Origin of the sequence: Haladaptatus sp. AB618 (assembly GCF_024136965.1) — an archaeon.
GTDB lineage: Archaea > Halobacteriota > Halobacteria > Halobacteriales > Haladaptataceae > Haladaptatus.
The window spans coordinates 1-12,093 of sequence record NZ_JAMYJX010000013.1 but is presented as its reverse complement, the minus strand read 5'-3'; the positions used below and the strand labels follow the sequence as shown (position 1 = coordinate 12,093).

Below are 12,093 nucleotides of genomic sequence, written 5' to 3'. Positions count from 1 at the left end.
GACGGGCGAGGTTTTCGCTTTGATGTTCCAGTAGCCTTTTTTCGTACCCTGTCAGATGGTGAACCATGCAGGGAAAACGCGTTCTCGTAACCGGTGGTGCCGGATTTATCGGCTCGAACCTCGCTAATCATCTCGCCAAACAGAACGAAGTCACTGCGATCGACGATGGTTATCTCGGAGTCGAGGAAAACCTCGACGACGACGTCGAGTTCCACGAACGGAGCGTCCTCGAAGACGACCTACCGACCGACGTGGACGTGGTCTTCCATCTCGCTGCGCTCTCGTCCTATGCGATGCACGAGGAAAACCCGACGAAAGGTGCACGGGTGAACGTCGAAGGGTTCGTCAACACCGTCGAACAGGCCCGGAACGACGGCTGTGATACCGTCGTGTACGCGACGACGTCGTCCATCTACGGTAGTCGGACGGAGCCGTCCCCGGAATCCATGGACGTGGAAGCCCGTACGGGCTACGAGGCGTCCAAACTGGCCCGCGAACGCTACGCCGAGTACTTCGCCCATCACTACGACATGAACATGGCCGGAATGCGATTCTTCTCCGTCTATCAGGGCTACGGCGGTGCGGAAGAGCACAAAGGGGAGTTCGCCAACATCATCGCCCAGTTCGCCGACGATATCGCTCACGGAGAATCACCGGAGATCTACGGCGACGGAAGTCAGACACGCGACTTTACGTACATCACGGACATCGTCAACGGGCTGGAGGCCGCAGCGGAGAACGAACTGACCGGCGTTTACAATCTCGGCACCGGCGAGAGCCACGACTTCAACACCGTGGTCGAGTACATCAACGACGAACTCGGCACGGACGTCGAACCCGTGTATGTCGAGAATCCCATCCCGGATGACGTGTACGTCCACGACACGATGGCGGACGTGACCAAGTTCACTACCGAAACCGGTTGGGAACCCGAAGTCAGCTTCGAGGAAGGCGTCCACCACGTTTGCGAGCAGTACGAATAATCCCCCGTCGTTTCCTTCGAGCCTTGAGTGCGCGTGGGTGGTCTTTCCACCGTCTGTCCGATAAACACGTCACACACGACCGGATTTTGGATTCGATCGGCCAGCTACGGCCGACCGACCGTCGAATTAGAAGAAGCCGCCGTCGTCAGTGGTCGTAGTCGTCGTGGTACTCGATGTCGTCGATGTGCCGCCTCCGTTGGTCGTGGTCGTCGTTCCCCCTGTCGTGGACGTACTGCTCGTTGACGACGTCCGCGAACTCGTCGAGGTGCTCTGCCGTTGGGTCGTTCGCTGTGTCGTCTGCTGGGCCGTCGTTTGCTGTTCCGTCGTCCGCTGTTCCGTCGTTTGTTGCTGGGTGGTCTCCTGACCGCTGTCCGACCCCTGATTCTGGTCGCTACTGTCGCCTTGGTCCGAGGAGGCACTTCTCGAAACCGGCCAAACGCGGGCCTGTTCGTCCGGTTGCCCCGACGCCGATCCTTTGTACAGATAGAGTTGAACTCGAACGTTCTCCCCGGTGAACGCTGGGTCGCCGGTGAGCGTTACCTGCTTTTTCTGCCCCGCATCGACCGTTACCTGTTTTTTCGTAAATTGAGATTGATCTGTCACTTTCCCGTCCTCGACCCGCTGGAGGACGGCGACGACGGTGTACTGCACGGTTTCCCCCTCGTGGTTGTGAATGTTGACGGTCACGCCGTCCGAGGCAAGGTCCGACTGATACATCGTCTGTGTGTTGCCGTCTACCTTGTTCGTCTGCGGATAGAACTCGGTGAACGTCTTCGGTTGTGGCGGGTGGAGCACGGCGAACCCGGCGCTAGATGCGAGCAGAAGGAAACTGATGACGATCCCCACGTTCAGTGCCATCGTCAATCCGCTGTTCGAACGATCCGTTGGACTGAACAACAGTCCGGGAAGACCGGGCGAATACCGATTTTCCGCTGGCACGCGTAACCGGCGGACGAACGCGACGACACCGGTCACTGCGGTGAAGATCACGATACCGTACAAAATCGGGTGCAGACGAACCCCCCATGGCGTGAAGTTCGACAGCGCGGCTACCATCGGGACGATGGCGACGCTGAGGGTTGCTGCGAGCGCGACCCGCACAGATCCTCCGATGGCGTACGCCGAGATGTTTTCGCTCGGCTTGAACGATCGTTCCTCGTTGTCTCCTCCCTCCGGGAACAGCGCCGAGACGAGAACGTACCCCGGTAAGAAGACGACGAGCGGGACCACGAGCGCAACCTGTAATCGTCCGCCGATCCCCATATACGAAGCGACACCGCCGACAACAGTCAGCACAAGCGCCAGCGTGAGGTCGAGAAACCACCAGCGGCTATTCGTACTCATTATCCTGGAAGTCGTTGTACGCGGGTTTTATTATACGGCTGCTAATCAGTTCTCCGACGGAACCTCGTCCGCTCCGTTCGTTTTCGATCCCGCATCGTCCGTGTTTTTGGCTTCCGTCGGCAGATGCAGCACGTCAGTCGGGTTGACCCTGTTCTCCGAACATTGGGCGACCCATCCGACCATATCGTTGATCCTGAGTTTGTGCCGTGAAGGTAACTCGTGGATCGTTTCGTGCTCGGGGAACAACCGCTGGTCGAGATTGTAGCGGTCGTACACTTTCTGACGGTCGGGCCACGCCGACTGATATTCCGTAACGAACGGGATCTTTCGGCGTGCGAACCGCTCCATCTCCGACAGGAGCGTCGAGGTGTACGGACGGTCCGGCGGACGGTGACGGAACAGGTCCTCATCCAGTTGCCGAATCGCCCGAATCACCGTGGACGTGTTGCGGTACTCCGGGGGTGTTTGGAGGTGCCATTGCAGCAGTTCCGTGTCGGCCGCGATGAACGATTCGAGATAGTTGTCCGCGAGGTGGGTCCGGGACGGAATCGTCGGTTGGTTTCGGATACTGAACAGCGCGAGGGCGTTCTGGACGTCGTCGGTTCGACTCCAACAGCGATCGAACTCGGCGTCGATGGCGTTTCGGACGAATTTTCCGGCGGCATCCGGGTCCGACGTGTACTGTTCGGCGAGTTCAGCACTGTGATCGGGGAGGTACCCGAAGTTATCGAGCGAAGCCTCGACCGGGTCGGGATTCGGCTCCATCCGCTTCGTTGGAATCGTCTTCCCGAACAACTTCAGCTCCGTCCGCTTGTGACCGAAACCCTTCAACAGCGTATCGAACAGGAGAGCGTGATACATCGTGTCCACCTCTATTTCGCTGTTGTAGCCCGCGTGGTGGATGTGAATCGACTCCTTGATGCCGTTGGTGTCCCGGACCTTCTGCTCGCCGGGAGTGATGTAACGGTCGTTCGTCACCAGCGTCGTGTGGTCGACACCGTACTGCTTTGCCAGCCGACGGGCGACTTTTACCTCCTGTGCGTCCGGCATTCCGACAGTGTACGTGTGATCGATCTTGGGAAGTTGGGACAGAAGCGTCCGTGAGTCGTACCCCGCTGACAGTAACAATCCCTTCTTGCCGGGTTGGCGCGAACGGAGACGAATCGCACGCTGGAGGCGGTCCGCTAGTTCGTCCACGTAGTCCATCTCCTGTTCGTCGTAGACGAACCTGTCGAGCTCGCTCACACTGTTCGGAGTCAGGTAGCCGTCGAACGGCGTTCGGCTGAGCTCATGAAACAGCGTCTTGTCCCCTAGAACGACGCCCATGTGGAGAAATTCACCCACGGACTGGCGACGCATCGTGGGATTATCGATGGTTTTTGCGACCGCGGCCGCGTCGGACCCGAACACGCGGACACCCGGATCGTCGGTGTAGAAACACTCCCACGACCGAATCGGATCGGTGATGACGACCGTTTCCCCCTCGTGTTGGATGAATGCGAGATACGATCCGTTGAGATCCCGAACGGCGTCTTTTCCCTTCTCTACGTACTGTTCCAGCAGCCAACGGGCGGGTTCGGACCAGCCTCGTTTGTTGGGGTATGCCTCCCCCCAAATGACACATGACCCGAGGTCGCCGGAATAGGAGGCGCTCCGGCCTGGAATCCCGAGCCCTGTATCCCGAATTCCGACGGTCGCGACTTCACTCGTCACGATATCGTCGAATTCCCGCTCGGAGCGGAACCGTTCGAATTCATCCTTATCACCGAAGACACCAAATATCTCTTTGTTCATCGTTCGTCCTCCTCTATTGGGGTATTGGGCGGTTGTTCCGTGCCACGACGGTCGACGGCTGCACGCCGATTTCCTCTCGTTTCTTCTGCTCTCGCTCGTGTCACGGTTGGCTCTACTATGACTATAGCCTCAATGGCGGTTAACTATACACAGTATAACATCAGGAATATTGTGTTTAGGAGTATCTGAAACGGTCCTCATTCTCCGATAGCACCGACCATCGTCCGGAACACGTCGCGGATTCCGTAGTTTCCCCAGGTCTCCATCACAAGGATGGCCATCCCGTAGAACACCGCGCCGGTGGCGACCATGACGAGGAACTTCGGAACTCCTCCGAATGGGAGTCGTGCGCCGACGAAGGTTACGACGGCGAGCATACCGAGGCTTGCCGTGAGCGGATAGAAAAGGAGACGAAGGAACTGACGATAGCTTCCCTCGACCTCACGCACGGCGAGGTACGTTGCGACCGGTTCCGAGAAGAACAGCCCGCTACCCACGATGAGCGCACTCGTTCCGACGATACCGTAGGCTTCGGTTACTGGATAGATTGCGATCACGAGGATGACCAGCTTTCCGACTTGTATCTTGGTGGCGATATCGGGTTTCCCGACCGCTTGAAACAACGGCCCCGTCGTCGAACCGATCGAACGAAGCATACCCCACAGCGCGAGCAACTGCATTATTTGGACTGCGGGTTGCCACTCCGCCCCGAGAAACGCATCGACGAATACGGGCGCGACGGCGACGATACCCACGGCGAGTGGGATCGAGACGAACGTGGCCAGTTGTACCGTTTTGAAAAACGCGCGACGGAGGTTCGAGGCGTCGTTCTGGAGTTTCGAGTAGGTCGGGAAGATGACGCTCGATAGTACCTTCGTCACTTCCGTCGCCGGAGCGTTTGAAACTTTGTACGAGTACTGGTAGATCCCGATGGCGGCGTTCCCAAGTAACCATCCGACGAACATATCGTCCCCCTCCGTCGTGAGAAAGACGACGATTCCGGACGCGGTAATCCATTTTCCGTAGCCGACCAGATCCCTGGTTTGCTCCCTATCGATACTCGGCCACGGTTTGTAGTCGTGAAGGACGTACGATAACGTCGTTGCCGTCAGCACGCCTGCGATGTCGCCGATGACGAGTGCCCAGACGTTTTCCCACAGGTACGCCAACCCGATCGTGACACCGACCGCGACGACTGCTTTTCCGACCTGATAGACGAACTGCTTATCATAATCCAGGTTTTTCTGGAAATAGACGATACCGGGATTCTGGATCCCCGTCAAAAATGGTACCAACGACATCACCCGTATGACCTGCGTCGCCGGCGGTCCTGCCCCGAAAAACGTCGCGATGTACGGTGCGCCGAGAAACCCGATTATCGAGAGGATCGTGCCACGAATCACCGTCAACGTCCATGCAGTATCGAGGTATTCGTTGACGCCGTCCTCCTCTTTTTGGATGAGTGCCTCTTTGATACCGAGATTCGACAAGCGTCGCATGGCGGCCAACGTTAACAACGCGTACGCGACCAGCCCGAACTGTACCGGTGTCAGGATGTTTGCGAGGACGATTAGCTTGACGAGCTGTAGTCCACGTCCGATGAAGTTCGCCATCGACGCCCAGATGCCGCTTTTCACTGCCCGTTCCGAGACGCCGCCCCGGGGTGACAACACGCGCTTTAGCCACTGAAACAATTCGAGCGGTGATCTGCTACTCATCGCGGGCGTGGCACTCCCAGAGATGAGGATGCGTCTAAATACGGATCATCGTCGTGATTCGGTAGAAATAACGCATTCATCGGTGTAGAATAGTAATATATTGATATGTGGTGTGGATATCGTCCGATACTCGATATAACATATATCCTTTATTGACTTCGTTATGGCCCTGCTAATTCATCCACCCCCCGTTCGGCTTCGGATTATCTGTGATATATATTTATGAGTCGCCTCATGATACATTCGTATGCGTGATTTAGAGCGGTTTATCGCCCAAAGCCGCCCTTGGAAATGGTGTAAGCGGACGGGTATCGCACCAGCATTGTCAACGCTCTACTGGCACGCCAAACTCGCGATTCATCTCTGGTCTACTACGGTGACGATCGACGGTGTTACCACTGAATTCGCGACCGATTCTCGAACCGAGTATCACAGAGCATCCTCGCTCGTCGGCGAACAAGCCGTCATCGAATCCTTGCTCCAGGACGTCCGCGAGTCGGATGTAGTGTACGATATCGGTGCGAACATCGGGACACACACGTGCTTTGTCGGAAAGCGTCTCCGGAGCGGGAGGGTCATTGCATTCGAACCGATGCCGACGAACGCGGTTCGTCTCCGACACAACCTCTCCGCGAACGTCCCCATCGATCGGTGGGAAGTCGCCGAGATCGCCCTCTCGGACGAGGACGGGATCGGATCGCTTGCGATCAGGAGTCTCAATTACGGCGAAGGAAAACACTCCCTTTCGGTCGATGGCGAACTCGACATCGATGTGTACCGGGGCGAAACGCTGGTCGAAGCGGGGCGATATCCATCCCCCGATATTCTCAAAATAGACGTCGAAGGTGCCGAGTTACAGGTTCTCCGTGGATTCGAATCGATCCTTCCGGACATTCGTGTCGTGTATGCAGAACTCCATCACGAACTCAGCCGCCACTATGACACCTCGACAGAGGAAATCGAGGCGTATCTCCGTGATCACGGATTCGACGTCGAACGGCTGAGCGAGCGGTCCGATGCCTATCACATTCGGGCGACGCGGTCACAAACCTGAGTCGATGTCGAAAGCGGGGAACAGTGGTCGCCGATCAGAAGTCGTTGCCCCAACCGTCGTATCCGTCGGAGCTACGGTCATCGATGCCGTTGTCGAGGTCGCTCTTCTTGACGTACGTATCCTCGGAGTCACTCGTGAGGAGCAGTGCGACATCGTCACGCCGTGAGCGTGCAGATACCCCTTCGATCCACGTTCCGTTGCCACTGATTTCGAGCGGGTGATCTTCGGAGACGTAATCTCCCTCGTAAACCAGACAGTTGTCGCCTGCGATAGTCAGTGCGCGTCGACCCCAGCCACCACTGTAGTTGACGTTGACAGCTCGGAACTCACAGTCGTCACGGTTGTTTTGGATGGCGCTTCGCGATCCCACAGTCGGTGCCTCTCCCGTGATAGTGACGTTTTCGAGGTAAACGGGATCGTCGCCGTCCTTGATTTTGATGGCTGGACCGCCACCCGTATCGTGCTTGACTTCGGTATTTTCGATACGCGTGTGTCCCGCACTACCGCGAATCATGACTGCGGTCGTCGGATCGTCCGTTCGGACGGTGACGGTACAGTTCTTGATGTAATTGTAGTTGGCATCGTGCGTCACCCATATCGCCGGACTTTCCTCGACGTTCGTCTGGAAATCGACGTTTTCGGCGACGAGCAGGTTACCCTTCTCCATGCGGAGACCACGCTGGGCGATTCCGTGCGGGTTCTCCTGGTCCACGATGATCGTGGCGTCTTTGATATAGCTGTCGTGACCGCCGAGACGGACGTTCGTCCCCGTACTGTTCTGGAAGCGGCCCCCCTCGATTTGCACGGAACCGTTGCCGTTTGCGGCGTACAGACCGTTGTCAGGGAAGGGACCGAGCACACAGTCACGGAACGTCATCGTCCCTTCGTTATTGTCGTTACACATGATTCCCGTCGGACCACGCCAGAGCGCATCGCTCGGCGTTTCGCTGGACCATGCTGCGCCATCCGGTGCGTGGAACCGTTCTACGAGACCTTCTCCGTCGGAATCCGTGATGACCATCCGCGCTGGACCCCACGTTCCACTGTCGTGTTGGCCGAGAACTTCGATGTCGCGGACGAGGAGACCGTCATCGATGGCCGCCTCGATGACACGAATTCCCGTGTTGTCGGCCGTTTGATCGACGGTGAACCCTTCGACACGAAGATCCGTTCCCGGTTCGTATTCGACTCCCAGTCGGAAAAGACGGTAATTCCCATCGCCCCCACTGTCGAAGTCGTGGTAGTTTGCCGGAACGAGCTCCGCGTCGTCGCCGGCGAGACCGAAGTTATTGAACCCAGTAAATCGGAACTGTTCGTCCATATAGTACCGCCCCGATGGGAAGTAAAGGAGCGTGTTGTCGTCCGCATGTTCCCGGAGAATCGGTGTAATCGACTCGTCCCCTCCGTCGTCAGCCCCTACCTCTGTCACGTCAATGACGGTATCGTACTGGTCTTCATAATCGGACTTGCTTGCAGAAGCAGATCCCATGACAGCAGCCGATGCCGCAATTGCTCCAGTAAGTTTAAGATAGGTTCTACGACTCGTAATATTTCGATTTTTCCTGTCTGACGCCATCAAAAGTGCGGTATCGACCCCACATATTAATTATCTGGTGCCTAGTTCAATTCCTCCACGTTTTCCCTCTGTTGGAAACGTTGTAAACGGTGCTTTCGAACCGATTTTCCCATATGCACAATCATTGACATTGTACCCTTAAGCTCCATATAAGAAAATACCTATGCCTGGTTAGGTAGGGTAGCGATGAGACGACAGACACGACGCACGTTTCTGGCGACGGTCGGTGCGGCCGGTGCGGCCGGTCTCGCCGGATGTTCCGCCTTTGGGAGTGACGATAGCTCCACCACCTCCACGAAGAGTACCACCAAGAAGGGCGACGGCAAGGGAACGACCTCCACAAAGGGTGGTAACGACACGACCACCAACGACGGCGGCAACCAACAGAGCGGTCCGGAGACTTTCGAGAGCTTCGAAAAGCTCGGTAACTGGAGTGCGACTAGCGGGCAAGGGAGCCTCAAAAAGAGCACGAAGGTGAAATACGAGGGTTCACAGTCGGCCCACATCACGGGAAGCAAGAAGACGAAGTACGGTCAAATCAAGCGCGTCAACTTCGGTAGCAACCCTGCCGACCTCAGCGACAAGAACCTCTCGATCGCGTACAAGTGTACGTCACACAAGGAATCGAAGGTCGACATCGAGCTGTACGCGCCCGACCGTGGCCACATCGTCACGCTGAAGCGCACACTCTACGGCCCGAAAGGGAAGTGGGTGCGCATCAACCTCGGTGTCACCAACCAGATGGACCCGAAAAAGATCGACCTCTCGAAGATCTACGGTATTCGAATCACCGGCCGTCCACGTGACCCCAACACGACGACACCCATCGAATTCTACGTGGACGACCTGAAGACGGTACCCGCACCGGAGAAGGGTATGGTCATGCTCACGTTCGACGACGGGGCCGAATCGCAGTACTCGGTTGCGTACAAGAAGTACATGAAGAAGTACGGCTTCCCCGGTGTCGACGCCATCATCACCGACGCGGTCTTCGACGACGGCTATCTCAACCGAACACAGATGAACGAGATGGTCGGGGACGGCTGGGACATGATTTCTCACCCGAACACGGGGGCGAAGTCGATGGACCAACGTTCACGTAAAAACCAGGAGCAATTGATGAAGGAGTCACAACAGTGGCTCAAGCAGTACGGCTACGAGGGCTACAAGTACATGGCCGTCCCGAAGAACGTGGTCGGTGCGGACACGTTCGAACTCGCCAAGAAGTACTACGACGTGACGATGACGTTCGGTGGTTCACCGAACGCGCTTCCCGTCATCAAGAAGAACACCCTCATCTCGCGCGCATACGGTGACAGCAGCGTGAAGACGTCCAAACAGCTGATCGATTACGCTGCGCGGTACAAGCAGTTGACTCCGCTTCTGTTCCACCGCATCGGCGGCGACGAAGGCTTCTCGGAGAAGAAGTTCAAGGCCATCTTGGACCACATCAAAAAGAGCAACGTCGAAGTCGTCACCCTCTCCGACCTCGAGAAGAAGGGAATGATCATCTAAATCGTTCGACCCGCCCGTCATTCGCTTTCTCTCCCCGCACGACCGTCGTCCTTTTTTTGGATTCCATCCACGAGTCGTACGGATTTCCCGTCACTCGTGACGCCGATCCGTCTCGCGCTCGGCTTTATCCGTTCATCCCTTTCGTGGGCTACGTGGTCGTTGTTTCGACCGTCCTGGCCGTCTCACCATCATGGACACGGGTCGGCACAGGGTGATCCCCTCGGACTGTGACTCGATGGAGGGCCGTCTCCGACTTTCGTGTACTCTCCTCCCGCCGCTTCGATCCGACGCTCTCCGCTCGATTCGGTTGGTTCGTGTGTCGGGCATGTCCACCGCGGTTTGTCCCTCGTGTGTTCGTCGATGGAGGCCTGTGCTCACATGCTATTCGCCGAACGATGTCCGTCGAGAAACACCCCTCGTGGCTCGATGATGTCCCGAAAAGGAGTACCTCTCCGCTACGGCACGTACGTATCCGCTAGTTCGAAACCGCTCCCCTCAATCGACTCTGACACTCCGGATTCGAATTCCGATATCCTCCACGATGGGTTTTGCGTCACACGCCATCAACGACCGCTCAGTTCGTGATGGCTCCCAGCGTGGGGGCGATCAGAAACGTTCCGGACGATGTAGTGCTAGTCGTTCCTGTCGAACTACCAGTTGTGCTGGATGACGATGTGGTACTCGACGTTGGAGTCGTGGTACTCGTCGAACCCGTAGTCGTCGTACTTGTTGATCCCGTGGTAGTCATCGAACTCATAGTCGTCGTACTTGTTGATCCCGAGGTGGTCGTCGAACCCGTAGTCGTCGTACTCGCGGATCCCGAAGTTGTCGTCGAGTTCGTCGTTGTAGTGGTCGTACTGGTCGTCGCGGGGGTTGTGGTGGTTGTCGTGGTCGTCCCTGCCGACGTCGAGGTGGTACTCGTCGTCGATGTCGTGGAACTCGTCGTCGTTCCCGACGTTGGTGGCGATGTCGTACTCGTCGTACTCGAGGATGGCGGCGGGTTGGTACTCGACGTGGTTGATGAGTCCGGTGGCGACGTCGTACTCGTCGTACTCGAGGATGGCGGTGGTGTGGAAATCGTCGTCGAGGACGATGCAGTCGTCCCTTTCGTGGTTTCCTTCGATTTCGTCGTGGTCTGTGATTTCGACGGTGTGGTGCTATGTGTCGTCCCGGCCCCCGTCGTTCCGGGGTCTGTCGTTTGTGTACTGTTCACCGACGATCCTTGCGTTGGCCCGCCAATCCCGCCGAAGCCGGGGTCGAGGAACGCGTATCCGATCCCCGAGACGAACAACAGGACTCCAGCGACGATCATCAGTTTCTGTATCGAGTCGGTTGACATCGTGTTTTCACTCACTTTCGTTTGCAGTGTTTCGGCACGCGAGCCGAGCGGTTCAGGGAACGACGAGACCGTATCGAGGACTTCAGAGACTCCTAACGCGCCTGTTGCAAAGCAGAAGAACGCGAAGACCGCAAGTCCGAGTGGTGGAACCGTGACCAGCGACAGCGGGACGTGAATCCCGAAGATGAGTGGCCGAACGTCCAACCAATTCGCGAGCACAAAGATGGGTGGTGCCGACAGTATCGTGGTCACCAGTACCCGTCCCAGACGGGCATCCGAAAGCGGGTTGAACCCGACTCTTCGAGCGCTCCAAATGTGGAAGATGAACATCGAACCGTATCCGATGCTCGTGGAGATGGCCGCACCTTGCATCCCGTATCGGGGGATGAGAAGGAGGTTCAGCACGAAGTTCATACCGGCGGCGGTTCCCGTGGCGAGGATCGGATACTTCAGATTCCCCTTCCCCTGGGAGATGGCGAGGATCGGCCGTGCAACCGCGAAGCCAAGCGCTCCCGGCAACAGGAGGATGAGGGGAGTAACCGCTGGCATATATTCCTTGCCGAAATACACGGGGACAGCGACGTTGGAAAGTGCTGCCAGTCCGAGGGCCATCACTCCGGTCAGCAGGAACGTATAACGGGTCGTCAGCGCCGAGAGCTTCGAAATCCGCTCGGTTTCACCGTTCGACCACAGCTCCGACATCGAGTGGACGAACACGGTTTGCAGAGCCATCGGAATGAACCAGAGGAATTCCGCGAGCTTTAGCGCGG

The 12,093-nt window shown here is 57.2% G+C and carries 8 protein-coding genes; 3 read left to right on the top strand and 5 right to left on the bottom strand.

Annotated elements, in window-relative coordinates; all coding sequences use genetic code 11:
- Window positions 1–65 precede the first annotated feature (65 nt).
- The gene (locus NKF26_RS22650) at window positions 66–983 is read left to right on the top strand and encodes an NAD-dependent epimerase/dehydratase family protein (protein ID WP_253229117.1); all 918 of its coding nucleotides are present in this window, start codon (window positions 66–68) and stop codon (window positions 981–983) included.
- A gap of 126 nt (window positions 984–1,109) precedes the next feature.
- Here NKF26_RS22650 and NKF26_RS22645 read toward each other — a convergent pair whose 3' ends face one another.
- The 3 genes from NKF26_RS22645 to NKF26_RS22635 form a co-directional block, all read right to left on the bottom strand.
- Complete coding sequence (locus NKF26_RS22645) at window positions 1,110–2,327, bottom strand: DUF1616 domain-containing protein (RefSeq protein WP_253229118.1); 1,218 nt, start codon at window positions 2,325–2,327, stop codon at window positions 1,110–1,112.
- 45 nt (window positions 2,328–2,372) lie between these two features.
- Window positions 2,373–4,121 carry an asparagine synthase-related protein gene (locus NKF26_RS22640; protein WP_253229119.1) on the bottom strand — a complete coding sequence of 583 codons (1,749 nt, stop codon included), beginning with the start codon at window positions 4,119–4,121 and terminating at the stop codon, window positions 2,373–2,375.
- A 197-nt stretch (window positions 4,122–4,318) separates the two neighbouring features.
- The gene (locus NKF26_RS22635) at window positions 4,319–5,839 is read right to left on the bottom strand and encodes a lipopolysaccharide biosynthesis protein (protein WP_253229120.1); all 1,521 of its coding nucleotides are present in this window, start codon (window positions 5,837–5,839) and stop codon (window positions 4,319–4,321) included.
- A 247-nt stretch (window positions 5,840–6,086) separates the two neighbouring features.
- Between NKF26_RS22635 and NKF26_RS22630 the strand changes: the two genes are divergently transcribed.
- Window positions 6,087–6,893, top strand: coding sequence for an FkbM family methyltransferase (locus tag NKF26_RS22630; RefSeq protein ID WP_253229121.1), 807 nt, complete (start codon window positions 6,087–6,089; stop codon window positions 6,891–6,893).
- A gap of 34 nt (window positions 6,894–6,927) precedes the next feature.
- Here the strand turns inward: NKF26_RS22630 and NKF26_RS22625 are convergent, their stop codons facing one another.
- Window positions 6,928–8,322: a hypothetical protein gene (locus NKF26_RS22625; RefSeq protein WP_253229122.1), complete on the bottom strand. Its 1,395-nt coding sequence runs from the start codon at window positions 8,320–8,322 to the stop codon at window positions 6,928–6,930.
- Between the two features lie 333 nt (window positions 8,323–8,655).
- On the opposite strand from NKF26_RS22625, the gene NKF26_RS22620 reads away from it, so the two are divergent.
- On the top strand, window positions 8,656–9,984 hold the full coding sequence (locus NKF26_RS22620; protein WP_253229123.1) for a polysaccharide deacetylase family protein: 1,329 nt from the start codon (window positions 8,656–8,658) through the stop codon (window positions 9,982–9,984).
- Window positions 9,985–10,558: 574 nt separating this feature from the next.
- On the opposite strand, the gene NKF26_RS22615 is transcribed toward NKF26_RS22620, so the two are convergent.
- On the bottom strand, window positions 10,559–12,025 hold the full coding sequence (locus NKF26_RS22615) for a polysaccharide biosynthesis C-terminal domain-containing protein (protein WP_253234931.1): 1,467 nt from the start codon (window positions 12,023–12,025) through the stop codon (window positions 10,559–10,561).
- Window positions 12,026–12,093 lie beyond the last annotated feature (68 nt).

Coding starts and splice junctions, on each gene's coding strand:
- NKF26_RS22640 (WP_253229119.1), bottom strand. CDS start 4,121: ATGAACAAAGAGATATTTGGTGTCTTCGGTGATAAGGATGAATTCGAA.
- NKF26_RS22635 (WP_253229120.1), bottom strand. CDS start 5,839: ATGAGTAGCAGATCACCGCTCGAATTGTTTCAGTGGCTAAAGCGCGTG.
- NKF26_RS22620 (WP_253229123.1), top strand. CDS start 8,656: ATGAGACGACAGACACGACGCACGTTTCTGGCGACGGTCGGTGCGGCC.
- NKF26_RS22615 (WP_253234931.1), bottom strand. CDS start 12,025: ATGTCGGAGCTGTGGTCGAACGGTGAAACCGAGCGGATTTCGAAGCTC.
- NKF26_RS22630 (WP_253229121.1), top strand. CDS start 6,087: ATGCGTGATTTAGAGCGGTTTATCGCCCAAAGCCGCCCTTGGAAATGG.
- NKF26_RS22645 (WP_253229118.1), bottom strand. CDS start 2,327: ATGAGTACGAATAGCCGCTGGTGGTTTCTCGACCTCACGCTGGCGCTT.
- NKF26_RS22650 (WP_253229117.1), top strand. CDS start 66: ATGCAGGGAAAACGCGTTCTCGTAACCGGTGGTGCCGGATTTATCGGC.